The organism is Pygmaiobacter massiliensis, from assembly GCF_900199435.1.
In the GTDB taxonomy this organism is placed as follows: domain Bacteria; phylum Bacillota; class Clostridia; order Oscillospirales; family Ruminococcaceae; genus Pygmaiobacter; species Pygmaiobacter massiliensis.
Window position 1 is genome coordinate 182458 of sequence record NZ_OAML01000002.1, and the last position, 20052, is coordinate 202509.

The following is a 20052-nucleotide window of genomic DNA, read 5'->3' on the forward strand; positions in this document are numbered from 1 at the left end:
ATTTTACAGCCATTTCCCTATTTTATTTCAGGATGACTTTCTGATAAATCTTTTTACCTTTTTTAATTACGATACCAGCAGTCAGTTTTTCTGCACTGACGGTCAGCAGCGGGTTCTCTACCTTCTCACCATCTACAGCAATGCCACCCTGCTGAACCAAACGACGACCTTCGCCCTTAGAGGGACAAATGCCTGCTGCAACCATTAAATCGAGAATGGCAGCCTGGCCATCGTTCAGCATGTCTGCTGTAATCTCGGTAGTCGGCATATGCTCGTGATCGGCTGCGCCGCCAAATAAGCCGCGTGCAGTATCCAGAGCTTTCTGTGCGTCCTCTTCACTGTGCACAAGACGGGTCAGCTCAAAAGCAAGCCGTTCTTTTGCAGCATTGATCTGTTTACCGTCATTCACATCGATTGCTTCAATCTCTGCGAGGTCGATAGAGGTTAAAAGCTTCATGCAGTTCGTTACATCCTGGTCAGCAATGTTACGCCAGTACTGGAAGAACTCGTAGGGTGAGGTTTTTTCGGGATCTAGCCAAACAGCACCGCCCACGGTTTTGCCCATTTTAACGCCTTCCTTAGTGGTCAGCAGCGTAAAAGTGAGGCCGTAGACATCTTTACCGGTTACCTTGCGAGTCAGTTCTACGCCGCCAATGATGTTGGACCACTGGTCGTTACCGCCCAGTTCCATTTTGCAATCCACTGTCTGATTAAGGTGCAGGAAGTCATAGCTCTGCATCAACATATAGTTAAACTCGAGGAAGGTCAAGCCACCTTCAAGACGGCTTTTGTAGCACTCTGCTGAGAGCATACGGTTGACCGAGAAGTGAGTGCCGACCTCACGCAGAAAATCGATATAGTTTAAGTTACGCAGCCAGTCACCGTTCTTCAGCATCAGTGCTTTGCCATCCGAAAAATCGATAAACTTGGACATTTGGCGACGGAAGCATTCTGCGTTGTAGTCAATCTGCTCGGTGGTCATCATTTTACGCATATCGGTTTTGCCGGAAGGATCACCGACCATGGTAGTGCCGGTGCCAAGCAGCGCAATCGGACGATGGCCTGCATCCTGCAAATGCTTCATAACAACCATCTGCAAGAAGTGACCTACATGCAGGCTATCTGCAGTTGCGTCAAAGCCAATATAAAAAGTAACCTTCTCCTTGCCCAGCAGCTCACGAATTGCTTCTGCATCAGTTGCCTGTGCAATCAATCCGCGCTCTTCCAATAAATCGTAAACATTTCTCATTGTTCTGTTCTCCTTTTCTGTAAAGTATTGTGTGCGGCAGAAAGGACAAAAAACGCCCTCTGCCAAAATAAATTGGCAGAGGGCGAACGATTCGCGGTACCACCTCTGTTTGTCTGGCGCTCGCGCACCAAGACCTTGGTGTGTTCTTACTCAAAGCGGAATAAGAACAACAAGCTATAACGGGCATACCCGGCACGATCTACTGCTGTATTCAATCGGCTGCTCCAAGAGGTATTCACACATGGACGCTTTGGATTCTCACACCGGCCGAATCCTCTCTGTGTCAGCTTTTTCCACGGTTACTTAGTCTTTTCACTGCATTTGGTATATTCGAGTATAACATCTTGATTTTGCGATGTCAAGCTTCTGCCATTTCAAGCATTTCTTTTGCGTTGGCAAGGGCCAACTCTGTAATCTGGTCTCCAGAAATAATGCGTGCCAGCTCGCTAATGCGAGCATCCGGGCTCAAAGAGTGGATTTCTGTAAATGTACGATCACCAGAAACGGACTTTTGAATCAGCAAATGATGGTCTGCCTGCGCGGCGATCTGCGCAGTGTGGGTCACGCAGATGACCTGGTGTCCCCCTGCCGTTTCTTTCAGCTTTTTGCCGATACGTCCGGCTGCAAGGCCGGAAACACCGGTATCGATTTCGTCATAGATAATCGTTCCGATATGATCGTTATCGGCCATGGCACTTTTTATCGCCAGCATAATGCGCGAAAGCTCACCGCCGGAAGCGATTTTCGCAAGCGGCTTAGGTGTTTCCCCTGGGTTGGTAGAAATCAGGAATTCGACCACATCGTGTCCGGTGGGGCCAATTTTGGACTCCTGGTAAGCCAGTTCCAGCACAATGCCTGGCATATTCAAAAATCGCAAAGATTCCGTAATCTGCTCGTTAAATCGAAGGAAGGCATCTTTTCGGTTTTGCGTTAGCGCTTCTGCTTTTTCTTTTGCTTCTGCAAATGCAATTTTACGCTGTGTGCTTAGCTTTTCGAGCTTTTCTTCTGCAAAGCTGATGGTGTCCAGCTCCTTGCGGGCTTTTTCCCCATAAGCCAGTATCGCAGAAATGGAATCTCCATATTTGCGTTTTAGTTTATAAATGAGATCCAGCCGCTCTTCAGTCGCATCTAGGTCAGCAGCATCAAAATCAAATTCATCAAGAAGTGATTTAATATTTTCAGCTGCATCTTGTGCTGCGTAATATACTTCGTTTAATTTCTCGCTGAGCGCTTTATATTCTGCGGAAAGCGGCGTAATCTCTTCAATGCTTTGAACTGCATCGCCCAGAATGTCTATGCCGCCACGCGTTTCTTCGCCCTGCAATGCACCGTAGGCCATACCCAATGCATCCAAAATTTTTTGCGCGTTACGAATGCGATTTCGCTGTTCCATCAAAGTTTCTTCTTCGCCATCGGTAAGCGCAGCAGCATCTATTTCATCTACCTCGTAGCGAAGCAATTCCATCCGACGCTGCTTTTCTTCATCATCCATCGAAAGTGCTTTAATCTGTCGTACAATGTCCCGAAGAACGACGTAAGATGCATAGTAATCTGTACGCAAATTTTCGTTTTGGGCATAGGCGTCCAAAACCGCAAGGTGTTTTTCCGGACAAAGCAAAACCTGATTATCATGCTGACCGTGAATATTAATCAGGTCAGCCGAAAGTTCCCGCAGCAGAGTGGCCGTTGCTGGGCGGCCATTGATGCGGCAGGAAGTTTTTCCATCTGTATGAATTTCGCGGTAAAGCAACAGCTCGTCCTCTTCTTCCGCGTATCCGGCGTCGGCAAGCTTTTTTTGTACGCTTTGTGGCAAATCGGTAAAGCTTGCCCAAATAGCAGCTTTTTCAGCGCCATTGCGCACCAAGTCGCGGCTTGTCCTGTTGCCTAAAATGGCGTTGATGGAATCAATTAAGATAGATTTGCCCGCACCGGTCTCGCCAGTTAGCGCATTGAGTCCCTGATCAAATCGGACGCATACTTTTTCAATGACCGCAACATTTTCTATTGTCAATTCATTGAGCATAAAAAAATCTTCCTTATTTCAAGTAGTTTTTAAGGTCGACGATAATTTTGCTGGCAGCCTCTTCGTTGCGCATTAAAATAATAAAAGTGTTTTCACCGGCAAGGGTGCCGATGACGTTTTCCCAAGTGACAAGGTCAAACACTTCACAAGCTGCACTTGCCATGCCGCTGTGGCATTTTACCATAACAATCTGTCCGGCTCCATCAATGCTGAGCACACTGGCACGAAAAATTGTTTCAAACCGGCTGGGCGCCTCTTTGGTATTGTTGTAGGACGAAACCGTGTAACGATAACTGCCATCCCCTGTAGCGGCTTTTACCAGACGAAGCTGGCGAATGTCGCGAGAAACTGTGGCTTGGGTAACCTCAAAGCCTGCTGTCTTCAGTTTAGCCAGCAGATCCTCCTGGCGATCGATAGGATACTCTTCGATCAGCTCAAGGATTTTATTGTGACGCAGATTTTTCATTTGTTTCATCTTCCCTTCAGCTTTTTATCGATCATTTTAAACTGATCGGCTTCACCAAATGTGATAAGCGAAATCACTTCTTTCGCTTGGCTTACGTGTACCTCTGCATTCGCGGGCAGCCGAATATCATTCGTGCCATCCGTCGAAAAATGAACTGAGCAATTGTCGTTTTCAGAGGTCAAAATTTTAATTTTTCTATCCGGTGCAAACACCATAGGCGGGGTATGCAAACTATGGGGACAAATTGGGGTAACTACAAACCCTTGACTGCGGGCATCTAAAATTGGCCCGCCAGAAGAAAGCGAATAGGCTGTGGAGCCAGTGGGCGTGGCGATAATAATACCATCTCCACGATAGCTGCTCACTTGTGTATTATCGCAAAAAACCTCATATTGTATGGTGTGCGAAACAAATCCTTTTGCAATTACCACATCGTTCAAAGCGAGGTACTCATTATCGCCCCAGCAAGCTTTTAGCAAAGACCGTTCTTGGGTGAAATACGCGCCTGTTTTGAGACGATGCAGCTCTTCCAGTTCGTTAGGTTCTACTGTAGCCAAAAAGCCCATACGACCAAGGTTGATGCCCAAGATTGGCCTGCGTATTGCCCCTGCGCGCGAAACGGCATGCAAAATGGTTCCATCTCCGCCTACCGTTATTACGATATCGCTGCGCTCCAAAGCTTCCTGTTCCGTGTCCAAAAACTCTGCATAGGGCAGAAATTGTTCCGAAGCATATGACTTTTCAATAAAGCAATGAATCTCATCTTCATGGAGCAATTTCATCGCTTTCACTGCGACAGGAATTGCCTGTGTCTTTGTGGTATTCACAATAAAACAAACATTCATCGCCAGATCTCCTTCGTTTTGCGGGAGTTAATTCTCTATCTCGTTTTTTTGCGCCTTTGCTTCATCTAAAGCGCCGTGCGCTTTTGCGACAATCTCATCGATTGCCTGATCATCCACCGGAGTGTCCTGAGGATTCTTAGTGACATAGAGCAAAAATTCGATGTTGCCTTCCGGTCCTTTAATGGGAGAGAAAGAAAGCCCTGCCGGCGTAAATCCACTTTGCTTTGCAAACTCGATGGCATTTACGATTACCTCACGATGGGTAGAAGCTTCGTGAACCACACCTTTTTTGCCAACTTTTTCCCTACCAGCCTCGAATTGCGGTTTTACCAAACACACACCCGATGCATTTGCGCCTGTAAGTCGTGCCGTTACCGGAAAAATATGTTTTAACGAGATGAAAGAAACGTCCACGCTGAAGAATTCGATTTTATCAGGAACTTTCTCTTCCGTCAAGTAGCGAACATTGGTGCGCTCCAAGTTTACTACACGCTCGTCGCAGCGCAGCTTCCAAGCCAGCTGGCCATACCCTACATCTACACAATAGACTTTGCAGGCGCCGTTTTGAAGCATGCAATCTGTAAAACCACCAGTAGAAGCTCCGATGTCCATGCAAACTTTATTTTCTAAGCAAAGCGGAAAACTTGCAAAAGCTTTTTCAAGCTTTAACCCTCCGCGGCTGACATATTTAATATCCTGCCCGCGCAGCTCAACGGTGTCATGCTCTTTTACCGGCATGCCAGCCTTATCGGCTTTATCGCCGTTGATATAAACCAGACCCGCCATAATAAGCGCTTTGGCGCGCTCGCGGCTTTGTACCATATTGTGGTCACAAAGATATTGGTCGAGTCTTACGGTGTTTTGTTTCATAATGCTAAGAGTCCTTTCTCATTGCCCGCTCGCCTATCCGCAAATAAAATCTGCAAGCTCCGCAGCGGCAAGGCCATACACTTTTTGCAGCTCTGGTACCGAAGCATGATCGATGCCAGTAGTCGGCAAGCCTCTGTGCCGGTAAATGCCGTGATACCCGGCGGCAAGCAGCTTATCACCCAAATGGGTGCCTACAGAACCATGGGCAATCGCATCTTCGGCTAAAACCACTTTGGGGTAGCGGCGAAGCGCTTCGACCAGCTCTGCTGGAATCGGTGCAAGCCGAACGAGATTGTAAAGGTCAACAGCTTGCCCGTTGTTTTCACACTGCTGCACTGCCTTAAGTGCCTGTGCTGTGATTGCCCCGTAGGTAACGAACGCTGTTTCAGCGTTACCATCACCCGCCAAGCGGCGATACAGACTCTTATCACAGCCAAAAGCTGACAGCATGGCATCTTCTGCACCTTTAGGATAGCGAATCGCAGCAGGACCGTTTTTATGTCTAACCAGCTGCTCTAGCCAGTAATCAAGCTCGGCATAATTTAAAGGTGCGTAGAGCGGAAAACGATCCAGCCCGCTAAAGAAAGCCACGTCATAGATACCCTGATGGGTTTCTCCATCGCCAGGTACAAGCCCTGCACGGTCAATGGCAATTAAAAGATTGCTGTTTTGCAGATTGACATCATGAATCAGTTGATCAAAGCTTCTCTGTAAAAAGGTGGAATACAGCGCCACCACAGGATACATACCCTTTGCAGCAAGCCCTGCGGCAAAAGTCACCGAATGTTGCTCTGCCATACCCACATCAAAAAACCGCTCTCTGTAGGCTTTTTTAAAGTGATGAAGACCTGTTGCATATTTCATTGCTGCCGTAATGGCACAGATACTGGTGTCATTTCCTGCCAATTCGGTAACTTTTTTGCCAAACGCCTCGGAAAAAGAATCGGTGATTGTATCATCTGGATCAGGAACTTGAGCCGTATCAAATGCCGAAACGCCATGGAAAGCGCCGGGATTTTGCTCTGCAGGCGTAAACCCTTTTCCCTTTACAGTTACGGCGTGGAGGAAAAGCGGCTTTTTGTATTCCTTGGCACTTTCCAGTGCAGCGCTTACTTCCTCCAAATCATGGCCGTCCAGCGGGCCAATGTATTGAAACCCCATTTCTTCAAAGAAGGTGGAGTTATAAATCGTCCGACGCAGCATTGTTTTTGATGCGACAATAGCAGACTTAATGCCTTGCCCCACAATCGGCAGATGATCGAGCATATTCTCCGTCCGGTGCTTTGCAGAATGATATTCTTTGCTGGTACGCAGACGAGTAAAATAACGCGAAACAGCACCGACATTTTTAGAGATAGACATTTTGTTGTCATTTAGAATAACGATTAGATTATCCAGTTTGTCGATGTTATTAATGCCTTCGTAAACCATGCCGCCGGTAAAAGCGCCGTCACCTACAACTGCAACTACGGTACCGGGTTCGTGTTTTAGTTTTTTTGCGCGTGCAATACCAATCGCTGCAGAGATGGCCGTATTGCCATGCCCCGCGATAAAGCTGTCATGCTCGCTTTCGGTGGGGTTTGGGAAACCGGAAAGCCCGCCCAACTGGCGAAGCGTTTCAAAACGGTCCGCGCGCCCCGTCAATATCTTATGTGTGTAGCACTGATGCCCTACGTCAAACACGATATTATCCTGCGGCGTATTAAAAACACGATGCAGTGCTACTGTCAGCTCTACCATGCAAAGATTAGAAGACAGATGCCCGCCTGTTTTAGAAACGTGCTCAATCAAAAATCTGCGAATTTCTGCGCACAGCTCAGTAAGCTGAGCCTCCGACAGTTGCTTCAGCTGAGATTTATCTTTGACAATGGTATTGAGTAAACCAGACATAAACCGTTCTCCTAGCCAGAGTTATTTTATCGGAAAAAGCATCGCGATAAGTATACCGAGCAATGCTCCGCTGAGCACCTCAAAAGGGGTGTGCCCAAGCAGTTCCTTGAGGCGTTTGCCGTTTTTCAGAGGCCCTAAATCCATCTCATCCTGCATCCAGCTATCCAGCAGCTGGTTCAGAATTTTCGCCTGCTCGCCCGCCGCGCGCCGTACCCCCATTGCATCGTACATAACAATAGCGGCCAGCACAAAGACAATAGCGAAAAACGGGGAGCTGAGCCCGTATTGGCGGGCCGTGGCGATCGTAAGCGAGCATACCAAGGCCGAGTGTGCACTGGGCATGCCTCCTGCACCAAACATACGCTCCCAGTTCAGTTCGCCGCACAAGATAAAATTAAGAATCGTTTTGCAAATTTGGGCAGCAAGCCAAGACAAAAGCGATACACAAAGAATGTAGTTGTTCGACAGTGCCTGAAACATGCCAAGCTCACCTCTTTCAGTTTTTTCTAACCAACAGCGATTGTGCAAGTGTTACCAAAAAATCTGCAGCATCGCCAAATTCTGCTATCAGCAGCGCACATGCTTCTTCGGTCAGCTGTGTAGCCTCAAGATGTGCTTTTTCTATGCCCTCCAGTGTAGCAAATGTGATTTTGCCACACAAATCATCGTTACCAACGGGTTTGCCCAGTTCTTCTGCTGTGGCGGTAACATCTAAAATATCGTCTACGATTTGAAATACCAAGCCAATGCGGTCAGAATAGTTTTTAAGCAACGCTTTTTGACGGGAATCAGCCTTTGCGGCAATTGCACCGAGTGCCACAGCTGCATTGATCAAATCACCTGTTTTATGCTGGTGAATTCGCATTAAATCGGCGCGTTGAGGCTGCTTGTGTTCAAATGCCAAATCCAGCTCCTGACCATACACCATTCCGGCGGGTCCAGCTGCTTTCGAGAGGCATAGCACAGCGTCTGCAATTTGACCTTTTTCTGCATCAGAGAATGCAATCTCTTCAAAAGCAGCCGTCAGCAAAGCGTCGCCTGCAAGCAATGCCGTTGTTTCGCCATATTGCTTATGGCAAGAGGGTTTTCCACGACGTGTTGCGGCATTGTCCATACAAGGCAAATCGTCGTGAATCAAGGAATAACAATGCAGCATCTCAATGGCACAGCCAAAGCTTTCTGCTGCCTGCATATCGCCAGCCAGCATTTTACAAACAGCAAGCACCAGCACGCCGCGTACTCGTTTACCACCCGAAAGCAGGCTGTATCGAGCGGCTTCGCCAACAGACGAGCCTTCTGCAAACAAGCGCGGCAAATCCTGATCCATGCGTTCCATCAGCCGCTGGATATACCCTTGATAAATACTGTTATACTCCGTCATCTTCCTCTTCTTTCTCGGCAATAGTTGCACGGATTTCCGCGATTTTTATTTCTGCATGCGAGAGTTTATCCGAACAAAAGCGGACTTTTTCCGCCGCGTCGGCATAAAGAGCGAGGGCTTCCTCAAGCGGTGTGGTTTCGTCACCCAGCTTTGCTACAATGGCTTCCAGCTGCTCCATCGCTTCTTCAAATTTTTGTTCCTTTTTCAAGAAGGCCACCCTTTTCTATGATTTGGTCCACGGTGCAATCTGCTGCAAAATCTGAAAATTCCAGCTGCAGCTGAGCCCCTGGTACAAGTTGTTGTTTGTTGCGTATCGTTTTGCCGTTGCTGCTGGCAATGCAATAGCCGCGCGCAAGTGCGCCAAGTGGGCTTAAGGATTCCAGTAATGCGGCAGCCTGCGCCAGCTCTCGCCGGCTACCCTGCAGTTTGGCTTCCATCGCTTGTGTTAATTGGCGATTCAGTTCCCTCAACTTTGTCTCGCGAGAAGTAAAAAGCAAAGTGGGGTTTTGCAAAACGTCTGTGCTTGCGACTATATCACAGTGCTGACGGCAAACCGTAAGTTTATAGCTAATGGCAGCATCGGCAATTTGCATTGCACGTTGCAAGCGGTCAGCAAAAACCGAAATGTCTGGCAGTACCAGTTCGGCAGCAGCAGTTGGAGTTGCGGCGCGTAGATCCGCTACAAAGTCTAGAATCGTAAAGTCTATTTCGTGCCCTACGCCTGAAACGAGCGGGGTTTTACAGGCATACGCGGCGCGAGCAAGACGTTCGCTATTGAACACCCACAAATCCTCTCGTGAACCGCCACCGCGTGCGACGATAATTACATCCACCAGACCGCTCTGGTCTAGTGCTTTGATACCATCGACAAGCGCCTGTTCTGCTTCACGTCCTTGCACTGAGGCATCATAGACGAGAAAATCAGCAAAAGGCCAACGTCTTTGTGCTACAGAGTAGATATCCCGAATTGCTGCACCTGTTTTAGAAGTAACCAAACCCACGCGTTTAGGCACCGCAGGCAGTGGCTTTTTCTTCTCTTCAGCAAACAGCCCTTCGGATAGCAGACGAGCTTTTAGTTGTTCAAAGGCCATCTGCGCAGCGCCCAGTCCATCGGGAAACAGCTCTTCCACATAAATTTGAAAAGAACCATCGCGCTCAAATAAGCTAATGCGGCAGCGTACGATAACGCTCATGCCGTTTTCGGGCAAAAAAGAGAGCCGACTTGCAGAAGAGCGAAACATAACGGCTTTTACGGTTGCTGTTTCATCCTTAAGCGTAAAGTAAAAGTGTCCGCTTTTTTGATGATGCACAAAATTTTGTATTTCGCCTTTGATTGCGACATCGGTTAGTACCGGATCACGCTCTAACAAGGTTTTAACGTACCGATTCAGCGCAGTTACAGTAATTACATTAGCCATTTTTCATCGCCTCCGCAGCAAAAATCGCCACGCCAGCCGCATTATCAGAAGAATACTGCCCAGGAACAAAGGCAATTCCGGGAAATCGATGTTCCATGTAGCCGCGAATCACGTCACTGCTCATTACGCCGCCCGCACAGATACACGGTAGACCGGGATTTGCATCTTGTGCTTTTTCCAGCATTTCGGCGAGTGTTTTCGCAACCGCAATCAGACAATACTTTGCTGCATAAGCTGGCGATGCGCCTTGCTCCAGCAATTTTGTGTACTGATTTTCCAGCCCTGAAAAATGACAGTCGCCATCTTTCAGGCTAATTTTCGGTGTCACCTTTTCGCTGCATTCTGCTGCTAAACGGCTGACTTCCGGGCCTGCCGGAAAAGCAAAACCCAGCTTTACGCCAAGGCGGTCTACGGCCTGACCGGCATAAAGATCGAGGCTTTCGCCTAAAACAGCCGTGATATTCAGTGCATCACAGAGCAAAAGTTCGGTGGTGCCGCCAGAAACATGGAACACCAATGCTTTGCCGGCATAAAGGTCTTCTCTTTTGGCGGCGTAGAGCGCTGCGGTCAGGTGCCCTTGCTGATGCGAAGTGGACACCACCGGCAGCCCTTTAGAAAGTGCAAAACTTTGTGCGGCAGCTTCGCCGACCAAAAAGCACGGCATATAAGAGCCTTCTACTGGCCTCGGGCGAACCGAAACGCCTACCGCATTAATTTGTTGTAAGCAAAACTGCCCGTCCAGTTCGCGCAGCAGCTCCGGAAGGGCGGCGGTATGATGAAACACCGCCTCGCTTTGCCGAAGGCCCAACGCGCCCTCTTTGACGGGCAGAAATTTTTTGAGCATAACACAAACAGACCTCGCGCTGCTGTCGTATACAGCCAGCGAGGTCGCGTAATTGCTGGTATCTATTCCGAGCGTGTACATGTGCTGTCGCCCTGCTCTTCAGGGAAATGTGCCCGAGCAATCGCTCCCAAAACGCCGTTGACAAACTGATAATCCTCGTCACTAGCAAACTTTTTGGTGATTTCGACTGCCTCGTTGATGACAATGCTTGTCCCTTCTTCGCCGTACATCATCTCGGTGACGGCAAGCTCCAGCACAATGCGGCAAACGCGCGGCAAGCGGTTCAGCTTCCAATCTTTCAAGTTGGGCTCGATAATCTTGTCAGCCTCTTCACGGTGGGCCAACAGGTTGCGCAACATTGTTTCGCCAAATTCATCCACAGCATATTCTTGTGTTTCGCGCGAGTAATGGATAATCTCGCTCATGCTGCTGGCATCAAACGATTCTTCAAACGCCGCGATGAACGCATTTTCACGGGATATTCTTCTTTTCATGGAAACCTCTTTTAGCAAAAATTTGCCCTCCAGCCGAAATCTCCGGAGGGCATTGGTTTAGTTCTCTTGGTTTTTCGGGGGTGCTTCGATTACTACGCCCTCAACAACGATATTTACGCGGGAAACAGTAATGCCAGTCATATTCTGTACAGATGCCTTAACATTTCTCTGAATGTTTTCGCAAACAGTCGGGATTTTGTAGCCGTATTTTACAATAACGTCCACAGTAATCTCCGCAACATCATCTGTCAGTTCAATCTGCACAGGCTTTTGCATATTCACTTTCGCAAAAGCCCCTTTCACCGGTGAAAGGCCGCAGGCAATGTCCTGCACCCCTTCGACTTCGAGCGCTGCAAGCTTCGAGATTTTGGCAAGCACATCGGTGGAGATTTGAAGGCTGCCACCGATCATATCAGATTTTTTTACTTCCATAATCGCTCCTTTATCGCTGCGCGATGTTTCGCGCCAGCATCCGCAGGTTACGGCGTGCGGTGTGCCGTGATGGTTGGTTGCATATGGCTGTATTTATTCTCGCCAAAGCAAAGGTAGATTATATCACAAAGCAGCAAAAACAAGGGCCAGCAACAGCCGAATGCCACAGAAAACAGGTATGCGACCTGTTTTAGCGGCGGTTCGGCTGTTGGGTTACCTTATATTGCTTTCGGGTTATTATGGATATTATACCATTTTGTTCAGAAACAGACAACTATTTCACTTCGACAACCGTAATATTTTTTGCATCTACGGCAGATTTCGAGGTTACGATGTCACGAATCTGAGCAACTTCGCTCTTAGTCAGCGCGCCATTTTTGCTCATTACAGCGATATTGGCTTTGCCGTCATTGAGAAAAGCAACGCAGTCTACAAAACCTTTTGCTTTTACTAGGTTTTCAATATCGCCTTCCGCGGTGATACTTGCGATAACACCTTCCAACGAAGCGGTGAGATCCTGTTTCTCCTGGTCAGTCAGCTTTGCATTTTTAAGAGATTTTTGCAGCTTATCCAGCGCCTCGTCACGGGTTTTGGATCGAGTGAGCTTTGCTTCATCGAAATACTTGGTACCGCCATCTTTAGAAAGAGACACAAGCTGTGCATCGCCATAGTTTTTGTTCGCCTCATCGTCCGGTACGACCTCGTTTACCACGATAGTCTCACCGCTGGTGACTTCTGCACCGGTGGGCACGGTGGTCAGGCCCGTATCGTTTTTGGCGTATTCCCAGTTCAAGTAAACCGCCACGCCAAGCGCCAGCACCAAAGTAATGAGAGTCAGTTTTTTTCTGCCCGGGATACGTTTCATAAAGATTCCTCCATTATGTCATTTTTGTAACGCAGATTCGGTTGGTCGAAAGACCAAGAACAACTGAAACAGCATCCGTCACCCGCTTTACGGTGGCAATGTCGTCTGCCCCTTCACATAGGACGACGACCCCTCGAATCTCGGGCATCGTATAATTCGCGACGAGTGCTTCTCTTCCATCTTTTCCGTCAATCAATACATATTCGCTTTCATGACTTTTTTGACTGGTCTCTCCGTTTACACCGGCGTTGACGGAAGAGGTGCTTTTTTCGTCCGCTACATAATCATAAGCTGTTCCAGCTTCAAGGGTCAGCATCACACGGGTGCGTCCTACCCCTTGGATATTGCCAACGAGGTCTGTCAGCTGCGCTTCCAGCTCTTTGGCATACTGTGTGCTGTCCTGCACGCCAGAGGTTGCGCGAACCTCTGTTTTTGTGGTAGTGTTGCCTCCGATTAAGTCGGAGAGGAAAATCAAAAGAATGCCGACGAGGCCCAGGACGAGAAGCAGGCCGGCGCCTTTCTTTTGCGTAAAAGATTTCAATTTTTCACGGAGATCATCCGTCTTCTGCACTATTTGCTGTCCCATCAATCTGTAAAACCTCGTAAGATGGCAGGCACCCAAGCGATGTTTGCAGAGACTTTTCTATCTCTCCCGCCGCTGGCGGACTACCTGCGAAATACAGTACGACCTTTGTGATAATAAACTCGTTTTCTTCACTAATCGTGCTTTGCACTACTACTTCTTCTATGCCAAAGCCCACTTCCTTTAGACCTGCCAAAACGGTTTGTTCCAAACGATGTTCAGTTTCTGACTGGACTGCATTTGTCACGTCCACTTCTGGCAGAACAATATCAGATGAAAAATCAGGCACCTGCGCTCGCCGAAAGCTTGTTTTATCCGTTATGGGGGCGAGTAACATCAATAAAATATATAGGCTTAGCACCATTTTTATGACTGCTGAAAGATTCTTTACCGGCAGAATTCCCTGCAAGACGGCAAGCAGAATCGCCGCAAGGCAAAGTGTATAGGCCCAATGACGCAGCAAATCCATTCATCGAATCTCCTTTTGCATTCTTTTAGCCGCTGATTCCGAGCATCATTGCCGTAGACACAATGATTAACACAGCAAAAAAAATAATAATTGCGCTGTAAAGCTCTACACAACCGGAAAAGCCTGCAAAGGTTGCTGCACAGCGTCCGTTTCCCGTCAGCTTTGCCGCAGCGCAGGCGCATTGCAGCAGCAGGTAGTAAGTAATGCATTCCATCAATATCGGCAAAAACAATGCGCCAACGGCGCAAAGCCCGGCAATACCGGCGGTGCTTTTAATAATGCCAAGGCTTGCGTAAACGCTGGTCATGGCGTCTGAAACAGCGTGACCTACAATAGGCACACTGCTGCCAATCAGCATTTTGCCAGCCTTGCGGGCAAGGTTGTCCGCAGCCCCGGCCGAAAAAGTTTGCAAGCCCATAATCAAACTGAAAAGTGCAGCGCAACCGGCCAGCAGCTTTTTCGCGATACGCAGTACCATACCGCAAAATCCGGAAAGATCAATCTCTCCTGCAACTCCGCTGGTGATGTTCAGTGCAAGAAAAATGCGAACCAAGGGCAGCAGAATTGTGCAGATTAGTTCAGCGGCAAGCACGGACCCTGTGAGGAAAAAGCCCCCAAACACCGCTCCACCTGCCGGCTGCCCCGAGCCGATGAGCAAGGCAGAAAAGGCAGGAACAAAAGTCATTAAAAAGTTGCGGCATTGCCAGATGGCATCTTCTAACCGGCTGAGCAGTAAAAGCAAAGGCTCACACACCAAAAAGAAGGTTACAACCGTCACCATGGCATCAATTTGGGTGGTAAGCTGTAATTCTCCCCCGCCACCAGCAAAAGCGCGTACCAGGCTTGCCAGCACCAATACTGCCAGTGTTTTGCCTAAAATTGCTGTGGGCTTTGAGGCCCCCTGCAAAAACACATCCACCACGCGTGAAAGAAAGCTTCCTGCATCTTTGTCTTCGAGCAGTGTAAGGTTTTCTGTCTGGTCTTCTATCAGCTCTGTCAGTGTTTCAGGCACTTCAAGGGATGGAGCTGTATCGGTAGTGGCAGCGGCGTGCGCAGGCAGGCCCGGAAACAACAAACACAGCAACAATATCGTTGTTGTTACGAGTACCCTAGAAGCGCGCCTACAATGAGTACCAGTTTTTTGAAGAGGGGCAGCGACACCAACACGATAGCGGCCCGGCCGGCAAGGATAACGCGCCCCGCCAGCGCCCTTTGCCCGGAATCGGCACAGATGTCCGCCGCGCTTTGGGCCAGTATCGCAATGCCTACCGCCTTTATAATGCAGCCAAAATCGTCTGAGGATGCCAGTGCCACCAGTTCCTGAAGATACTGCATCAGCGGTTCGATGATGCGCAACAGATAAAGCAGCATCGCTGCGCAAATGCTGACCGACGCGATAATAGCGTAGGTGCGGTTGTATTGCAGCAGGACGTCGATTAGAATCGTCGCCGTAATTGCCACGGCGGACAGCTTGATAATTTCTTCTATCATATTTCATCATAAACTAAATAAGGTTTTGATGGTCGTAAACAGCTCACTGATTTGTCCCACGATCATCATAAGTACCACAATCAATCCCGCAAGCGTTGTCATCATCGCCTGCTCTTCTCTGCCAGACCGAATCAGCACCTGGTTGAGCACAGCAACAATAATGCCGATCGCCGCGATCTTGAATACAAAATCAATATCCATAGTCAGCCCTCCTTATATGGTGCCAATCAAAGCAATAACACAGCGATAATGGCCGCAAGCGATGCGCCGAGATTGCGATACATTCTGCCGTAGGTGCGGGATTGCTCCTGTGCAGCAGAAAGCGATAAATGCAGTTTTTCACGGTAAAACGCCAGCCGGTCCAGCTCTTCTTCCGGCCCCGTAGAACCCAGTGCCTGCCAGTAGTCCAGAAAAGCATTCTTTTCTTCTGGCGAAAACAGTGAGTCAAAAACCGGCATTTCGGAAAACTCGTTTTTCCAGATTGCAAAATCCGGAATCTCACTGGGAAAGCTGAGCAACGCAAATTCGGTTTCCGAAGCTTTTTCAAAAAATTGCGGAAGGGCAAGATTTACATAAGTAAAATTGGCGCACAGGAGCTCAAGTAAATGCAACAGGTCAGAAATTAATGTGGCTTTTTTGCGCAGATGCACCACCTTTTGGTTGCCGATGCTCCACCCACAAAAAACAATACAAAAAGCGCCTACTATTTTAAAAAAGAGAATTGCAGTCATAAATTGCACTCACCTTACCTGGTTGTTTTTTTCCTGCCAGCAGTACGAATTTTTCGAAAGCTCCTGTTTGCAACAGCAACTTGGCCTGCGGACGCCGCAACAATTCTCCCTTGCTTTGTGCATGGATAGAAACTATTAATCGCACACCGGCATGTACTCCGCTCTCTACTGCTTTTGCATCCGCCTCACTGCCGATTTCATCACACAAAATCACATCAGGAGAAAGACAGCGCAGCGCCTGAAGAATCCCTTCCGCTCTCGGATATCCGGAAAGCACATCACAGCAATCTGGGGGCTGATAGGCACTTTGGCCAGTGGGCCAGATTTCTCGCCTTTGATCAACCACCGCAATCTGCTGCCCAGCCTGCGATAATAACGAAGAAATCATGCGCAGCACGGTTGTTTTGCCGCTTTTCGGCTCTCCTACAATCATGATGCCGCCTCGTTCCTGCTGTAACAAATACAGTAAGGCGGCGTCCGGTACCACAGATACTGGGCGAGCAATGCGCAGATTGAGAGAGGCGATATCTTTAATTTGCTTAATCTCGTCCCCTTCACAGACCGCAGTACCTGCCACCCCAACACGATGACCGCCAGACAGCGTAAAAAAGCCTTGGCGAAGCTCTTGCTGATAGGTATGTACTGAATGCTGACAAAGGGTCAAAAAGCAATCTGTCAGCTGGCCGGAGGGAATGACAACGGCATTATTTGCTGTGTCACAAAGTTGCCCATCCTGGCTTAGAAAGCCGAGATAATCGCAGAATACAAGCTGCAATGGCCGCTGTGCTCGCAAACGAATTTCGGTTACTTTGGATGCTTGCTCCGGTGGAAGGCGGCGAAGCAAGTCCCCTATGCCAGGCGGCAGGCGGCTGATTGCTTCGTAGTATGCGTCCTGCATTGCGCTCTCCTCCTTTGTTTAGAATATATGGGACGACCTGTCCGATTTAGAACCGATTTTGCAAAAATGGGGACAAGCCTTACGGCCCGTCCATTGCTTTGTTCTATTGTATGCTGCAACATCCAAAAAGAAGAATAAAAAAGAGCGACAGAAAGTAATCTTTCTGTCGCTCTAAACGCTATAAAACGCGCAATATTAAAGTTTTTCGATGGCTCCTGTCACCATATCGCGCAAGGTGTTGGGGTTGCCCTGCCCCTTGCTTTCTCTCATGCACTGGCCTACCAGGAAGCCAAGTACATTGGTTTTGCCGGATTTATAGTCGGCAATGGCTTTTTCGTTGGCAGCCAGCACCTTGTCTACCACTGCTTCCAGAGCAGAAGAGTCATTGATCTGCGCAAGGCCTTTTTCCTTTACAACGGTTTCGGGCTCGATATCCTTTTCGATAATCTCTTCCAACACAGTTTTGGCTGCAGTGTTCGAAATCGTTCCGTTGCTAATTAGTTTGACCATGCCCACCAGATGCTCGGGGGTCAATGCGGTATCGGCAATTTCAATGCGGCGCTCGTTGAGCAGCTTCGCAATATCGCCAATAATCCAGTTAGAGATCAGTTTCGGTTCACAGCCACCCAGTTCTACACAGCTGTCAAAAAAGTCTGCACGCGCTTTGTTAAGGCTCAGCAGGCTGGCATCATCGCGAGAAAGCTGATAATCCGAAACATAGCGCAGGGTGCGGGCGGTGGGCAGCTCTGGCACCATTGCTTTAAGCGCTGCAATGCGCTCGTCACTTACGATAAAGGTCAACAGGTCCGGATCCGGGAAGTAGCGATAGTCTTGAGCATCTTCTTTGCTGCGCATCAAAATGCTTTCGCCTTTCGGGTCGTCCCAGCGGCGGGTTTCCTGATTGATGACTCCGCCTGCATCGAGCACTTTTTCCTGGCGCTCCGCTTCATAGCAAATGGCACGGTAAACTGCGCCAAAGCTATTTACGTTTTTCATCTCACAACGGGTGCCAAACTCTTTGGCGCCTACGGGGCGCAGCGAAACGTTTACGTCGCAGCGGACGCTGCCTTCCTGCATTTTGGCATCGCTGACACCAAGATACAGCAAGATGGTGGTAATGGTTTCGAGATAAGCTTTTGCCTCTTCTGCGCTGCGAAGGTCAGGCTCCGAAACAATCTCGATCAAAGGAACACCGCAGCGGTTGTAGTCGCAAAGGGTGTCATCGCGCCCATCATCGTGAATCAATTTGCCAGCATCTTCTTCAATATGGATGCGGGTAATGCCAATGGTGCGCAGCTCGTCGCCGACGAGGATATCCAAATGGCCATCTTCACACAGAGGCACGTCAAACTGAGAAATCTGATATGCCTTGGTGAGGTCGGGATAGAAATAATGTTTCCTATCCTGTTTGGTAGTACCATTGATTTTACAGCCAAGCGCGTGGCCCATTTTAATGGCCTTCTCAACAACTTGCTCGTTTAAGGTAGGCAGCGTGCCGGGCATTGCCATGCAAACCGGGCAGCACAGGCTGTTGACACCTGCGCCGAAACGGTTTTCGCAGCTGCAGAAGATTTTAGTTTTGGTATTCAGTTCTGCGTGAACCTCAAGACCGATCACGACTTCATATTTGTTGCTCATAGGTTCACATCTCCTTTACTGCAAATCCGCCCACAGCGGTTTCATAACTTTTCGCAACCGCAATCAAACGGTTCTCGCTGAATTTCGGTCCAATGAGCTGCATACCGATGGGCAGACCGCCAGCATCATAACCACAGGGCATTGCCAGGCCGGGCAGTCCGGCAATGTTGACCGTGACGGTGCAGATGTCACCTGCATACATTTGCACAGGGTCAGCACAGCGCTCGCCCAGTTTGAATGCAGTGGTGGGGGTAACCGGGGTTGCGATAATATCGCATTTGGTAAAGGCTTCTGTAAACTCTGCGGCAATCATCTGCTGCAAACGTTTTGCTCGCTTATAGTAAGCGTCGTAGTAGCCAGAGCTGAGCACATAGGTGCCAAGCATAATGCGGCGCTGCACTTCCGGGCCAAAGCCTTCGCTGCGGCTGGTGAGGTACAGTTCATCAAGACCGGCATCGCGGCGGCCAGAGTACCCGTATTTGACACCATCGTAGCGAGCAAGGTTACTACTTGCTTCGGCAGAGGAAATAATATAGTAGGCAGAAAGAGCATAATCCGTAGACGGCAGCGAAATCTCAACGACGGAAGCGCCAAGTGCCTCCAGCTGCTTTACGCCTTTCAAAACAGCTGCTTTGACTTCTGCAGTAATGCCTTCGCCAAAGTATTCTTTGGGCAGACCAACGCGCAGACCTTTTAGATCGCGGGCTGCTTTTTCGTAAGTATACTGGTGCGAAGTAGCGTCGCGCGGGTCGCGGCCGCAGATGGTCGAGAACAAGAGCTCTACGTCATCTACAGTGCGTGCCATGGGGCCGATTTGGTCCAGCGAAGAAGCAAATGCAACCACACCATAGCGAGAAACCGCACCATAGGTAGGTTTCAGGCCAACAATGCCGCAAAAGCTTGCCGGGCAACGTACCGAACCGCCGGTGTCAGAGCCGAGCGAGAAAGGCACTTCGCACGCAGCAACCGCAGCGGCGCTGCCGCCGGAAGAACCGCCCGGTACGCGGGTGGGGTCCCAGGGGTTTTTAGTTGCTTTGAAGAAGGAATTCTCGCAGCTTCCGCCCATTGCAAACTCGTCCATATTCACTTTGCCAGTCAATACAACGCCTGCTTTATTCAGGCGCTCCATCACGGTTGCTTCATACGGGGGAACGAAATCTCCCAGCATTTTAGACGCGCAGGTGGTTTTTACATTTTTAGTGCAGATATTGTCTTTGATGGCAATGGGAATACCTGCAAGTGCGCCCAGCTCTTCACCTGCTGCGATTTTAGCGTCGATAGCAGCAGCATTGGCAAGGGCTTTTTCTTCGGTTACGGTAAGGTAGGCATCTACAGTGGGCTCCACAGCAGCGATGCGGGCCAGCGATGCTTTCGCAATTTCTGTTGCACTAACTTTCTCTTCCCGCAGCAGGGCTGAAAGTTCCGTGGCAGAATACTGATGCAGTTCTTTCATTTTCTTTCTCCC

23 protein-coding genes and 1 other annotated feature are annotated in these 20052 nt (G+C 49.0%); all 23 genes read right to left on the reverse strand.

From position 1 onward, the window contains the following. Positions 1-22: 22 nt before the first annotated feature. On the reverse strand, positions 23-1249 hold the full coding sequence (gene tyrS, locus C1A11_RS00830; protein WP_102048536.1) for a tyrosine--tRNA ligase: 1227 nt from the start codon (positions 1247-1249) through the stop codon (positions 23-25). 75 nt (positions 1250-1324) lie between these two features. Next, positions 1325-1574, reverse strand: a binding site (T-box leader). A gap of 33 nt (positions 1575-1607) precedes the next feature. Beyond that, positions 1608-3272: a DNA repair protein RecN gene (recN, locus tag C1A11_RS00835; protein WP_102048537.1), complete on the reverse strand. Its 1665-nt coding sequence runs from the start codon at positions 3270-3272 to the stop codon at positions 1608-1610. A 13-nt stretch (positions 3273-3285) separates the two neighbouring features. Further along, positions 3286-3738 carry an arginine repressor gene (locus C1A11_RS00840; protein ID WP_180950193.1) on the reverse strand — a complete coding sequence of 151 codons (453 nt, stop codon included), beginning with the start codon at positions 3736-3738 and terminating at the stop codon, positions 3286-3288. A gap of 5 nt (positions 3739-3743) precedes the next feature. Beyond that, positions 3744-4583, reverse strand: a complete 840-nt coding sequence (locus tag C1A11_RS00845; protein ID WP_102048539.1) for an NAD(+)/NADH kinase — start codon at positions 4581-4583, stop codon at positions 3744-3746. Between the two features lie 27 nt (positions 4584-4610). Further along, positions 4611-5453, reverse strand: coding sequence for a TlyA family RNA methyltransferase (locus C1A11_RS00850; protein WP_102048540.1), 843 nt, complete (start codon positions 5451-5453; stop codon positions 4611-4613). A 33-nt stretch (positions 5454-5486) separates the two neighbouring features. Beyond that, positions 5487-7343 carry a 1-deoxy-D-xylulose-5-phosphate synthase gene (gene dxs / locus C1A11_RS00855; protein WP_102048541.1) on the reverse strand — a complete coding sequence of 619 codons (1857 nt, stop codon included), beginning with the start codon at positions 7341-7343 and terminating at the stop codon, positions 5487-5489. A gap of 21 nt (positions 7344-7364) precedes the next feature. Next, positions 7365-7823: a divergent PAP2 family protein gene (locus C1A11_RS00860; RefSeq protein WP_102048542.1), complete on the reverse strand. Its 459-nt coding sequence runs from the start codon at positions 7821-7823 to the stop codon at positions 7365-7367. A gap of 16 nt (positions 7824-7839) precedes the next feature. Further along, on the reverse strand, positions 7840-8724 hold the full coding sequence (locus C1A11_RS00865; RefSeq protein WP_102048543.1) for a polyprenyl synthetase family protein: 885 nt from the start codon (positions 8722-8724) through the stop codon (positions 7840-7842). Further along, positions 8711-8932: an exodeoxyribonuclease VII small subunit gene (xseB, locus tag C1A11_RS00870; RefSeq protein ID WP_207653940.1), complete on the reverse strand. Its 222-nt coding sequence runs from the start codon at positions 8930-8932 to the stop codon at positions 8711-8713. Before xseB ends, C1A11_RS00865 begins: the two co-directional genes overlap by 14 nt. Next, positions 8910-10142: an exodeoxyribonuclease VII large subunit gene (gene xseA, locus C1A11_RS00875; RefSeq protein ID WP_102048544.1), complete on the reverse strand. Its 1233-nt coding sequence runs from the start codon at positions 10140-10142 to the stop codon at positions 8910-8912. The genes xseB and xseA overlap by 23 nt, the downstream gene beginning before the upstream one ends. Further along, positions 10135-10986, reverse strand: a complete 852-nt coding sequence (locus tag C1A11_RS00880) for a tRNA (adenosine(37)-N6)-threonylcarbamoyltransferase complex transferase subunit TsaD (RefSeq protein ID WP_341458112.1) — start codon at positions 10984-10986, stop codon at positions 10135-10137. Before C1A11_RS00880 ends, xseA begins: the two co-directional genes overlap by 8 nt. A gap of 62 nt (positions 10987-11048) precedes the next feature. Then, positions 11049-11480, reverse strand: a complete 432-nt coding sequence (gene nusB, locus C1A11_RS00885; RefSeq protein ID WP_102048546.1) for a transcription antitermination factor NusB — start codon at positions 11478-11480, stop codon at positions 11049-11051. A gap of 57 nt (positions 11481-11537) precedes the next feature. Then, positions 11538-11912 (reverse strand): Asp23/Gls24 family envelope stress response protein, encoded by a 375-nt coding sequence (locus tag C1A11_RS00890; RefSeq protein ID WP_102048547.1) that lies wholly within the window; start codon positions 11910-11912, stop codon positions 11538-11540. Positions 11913-12186: 274 nt separating this feature from the next. Next, entirely contained in the window at positions 12187-12777 is a 591-nt protein-coding gene (locus C1A11_RS00895) for a SpoIIIAH-like family protein (RefSeq protein WP_102048548.1), read from the reverse strand. 13 nt (positions 12778-12790) lie between these two features. Then, the gene (locus C1A11_RS00900; RefSeq protein WP_180950194.1) at positions 12791-13366 is read right to left on the reverse strand and encodes a hypothetical protein; all 576 of its coding nucleotides are present in this window, start codon (positions 13364-13366) and stop codon (positions 12791-12793) included. Further along, a complete protein-coding gene (locus C1A11_RS00905; protein ID WP_102048550.1) occupies positions 13332-13829 on the reverse strand; it encodes a hypothetical protein in 498 nt (165 codons plus the stop codon). Before C1A11_RS00905 ends, C1A11_RS00900 begins: the two co-directional genes overlap by 35 nt. Before the next feature lie 25 nt (positions 13830-13854). Beyond that, a complete protein-coding gene (locus C1A11_RS00910; RefSeq protein WP_180950195.1) occupies positions 13855-14841 on the reverse strand; it encodes a stage III sporulation protein AE in 987 nt (328 codons plus the stop codon). 86 nt (positions 14842-14927) lie between these two features. Then, positions 14928-15320: a stage III sporulation AC/AD family protein gene (locus C1A11_RS13655; protein WP_145995687.1), complete on the reverse strand. Its 393-nt coding sequence runs from the start codon at positions 15318-15320 to the stop codon at positions 14928-14930. Between the two features lie 6 nt (positions 15321-15326). Continuing rightward, entirely contained in the window at positions 15327-15521 is a 195-nt protein-coding gene (gene spoIIIAC, locus C1A11_RS00915; protein WP_102048552.1) for a stage III sporulation protein AC, read from the reverse strand. A gap of 26 nt (positions 15522-15547) precedes the next feature. Continuing rightward, positions 15548-16051 carry a stage III sporulation protein AB gene (locus tag C1A11_RS00920; protein WP_102048553.1) on the reverse strand — a complete coding sequence of 168 codons (504 nt, stop codon included), beginning with the start codon at positions 16049-16051 and terminating at the stop codon, positions 15548-15550. Further along, positions 16029-16949, reverse strand: coding sequence for an ATPase, T2SS/T4P/T4SS family (locus tag C1A11_RS00925; RefSeq protein WP_102048554.1), 921 nt, complete (start codon positions 16947-16949; stop codon positions 16029-16031). The genes C1A11_RS00920 and C1A11_RS00925 overlap by 23 nt, the downstream gene beginning before the upstream one ends. A gap of 195 nt (positions 16950-17144) precedes the next feature. Beyond that, entirely contained in the window at positions 17145-18587 is a 1443-nt protein-coding gene (gatB, locus tag C1A11_RS00930) for an Asp-tRNA(Asn)/Glu-tRNA(Gln) amidotransferase subunit GatB (RefSeq protein ID WP_102048555.1), read from the reverse strand. Between the two features lie 4 nt (positions 18588-18591). Continuing rightward, positions 18592-20040 (reverse strand): Asp-tRNA(Asn)/Glu-tRNA(Gln) amidotransferase subunit GatA, encoded by a 1449-nt coding sequence (gatA, locus tag C1A11_RS00935; protein WP_102048556.1) that lies wholly within the window; start codon positions 20038-20040, stop codon positions 18592-18594. Positions 20041-20052 lie beyond the last annotated feature (12 nt).

What these genes read in the sequence shown, in the direction of transcription:
- gatB (WP_102048555.1), bottom strand. Translation starts at nt 18,587, where the DNA reads ATGAGCAACAAATATGAAGTCGTGATCGGTCTTGAGGTTCACGCAGAA.
- C1A11_RS13655 (WP_145995687.1), bottom strand. Translation starts at nt 15,320, where the DNA reads ATGATAGAAGAAATTATCAAGCTGTCCGCCGTGGCAATTACGGCGACG.
- tyrS (WP_102048536.1), bottom strand. Translation starts at nt 1,249, where the DNA reads ATGAGAAATGTTTACGATTTATTGGAAGAGCGCGGATTGATTGCACAG.
- C1A11_RS00925 (WP_102048554.1), bottom strand. Translation starts at nt 16,949, where the DNA reads ATGCAGGACGCATACTACGAAGCAATCAGCCGCCTGCCGCCTGGCATA.
- C1A11_RS00860 (WP_102048542.1), bottom strand. Translation starts at nt 7,823, where the DNA reads ATGTTTCAGGCACTGTCGAACAACTACATTCTTTGTGTATCGCTTTTG.
- nusB (WP_102048546.1), bottom strand. Translation starts at nt 11,480, where the DNA reads ATGAAAAGAAGAATATCCCGTGAAAATGCGTTCATCGCGGCGTTTGAA.
- C1A11_RS00890 (WP_102048547.1), bottom strand. Translation starts at nt 11,912, where the DNA reads ATGGAAGTAAAAAAATCTGATATGATCGGTGGCAGCCTTCAAATCTCC.
- C1A11_RS00880 (WP_341458112.1), bottom strand. Translation starts at nt 10,986, where the DNA reads ATGCTCAAAAAATTTCTGCCCGTCAAAGAGGGCGCGTTGGGCCTTCGG.
- xseA (WP_102048544.1), bottom strand. Translation starts at nt 10,142, where the DNA reads ATGGCTAATGTAATTACTGTAACTGCGCTGAATCGGTACGTTAAAACC.
- gatA (WP_102048556.1), bottom strand. Translation starts at nt 20,040, where the DNA reads ATGAAAGAACTGCATCAGTATTCTGCCACGGAACTTTCAGCCCTGCTG.
- C1A11_RS00850 (WP_102048540.1), bottom strand. Translation starts at nt 5,453, where the DNA reads ATGAAACAAAACACCGTAAGACTCGACCAATATCTTTGTGACCACAAT.
- C1A11_RS00845 (WP_102048539.1), bottom strand. Translation starts at nt 4,583, where the DNA reads ATGAATGTTTGTTTTATTGTGAATACCACAAAGACACAGGCAATTCCT.
- recN (WP_102048537.1), bottom strand. Translation starts at nt 3,272, where the DNA reads ATGCTCAATGAATTGACAATAGAAAATGTTGCGGTCATTGAAAAAGTA.
- C1A11_RS00840 (WP_180950193.1), bottom strand. Translation starts at nt 3,738, where the DNA reads ATGAAAAATCTGCGTCACAATAAAATCCTTGAGCTGATCGAAGAGTAT.
- dxs (WP_102048541.1), bottom strand. Translation starts at nt 7,343, where the DNA reads ATGTCTGGTTTACTCAATACCATTGTCAAAGATAAATCTCAGCTGAAG.
- C1A11_RS00895 (WP_102048548.1), bottom strand. Translation starts at nt 12,777, where the DNA reads ATGAAACGTATCCCGGGCAGAAAAAAACTGACTCTCATTACTTTGGTG.
- C1A11_RS00905 (WP_102048550.1), bottom strand. Translation starts at nt 13,829, where the DNA reads ATGGATTTGCTGCGTCATTGGGCCTATACACTTTGCCTTGCGGCGATT.
- spoIIIAC (WP_102048552.1), bottom strand. Translation starts at nt 15,521, where the DNA reads ATGGATATTGATTTTGTATTCAAGATCGCGGCGATCGGCATTATTGTT.
- C1A11_RS00920 (WP_102048553.1), bottom strand. Translation starts at nt 16,051, where the DNA reads ATGACTGCAATTCTCTTTTTTAAAATAGTAGGCGCTTTTTGTATTGTT.
- C1A11_RS00865 (WP_102048543.1), bottom strand. Translation starts at nt 8,724, where the DNA reads ATGACGGAGTATAACAGTATTTATCAAGGGTATATCCAGCGGCTGATG.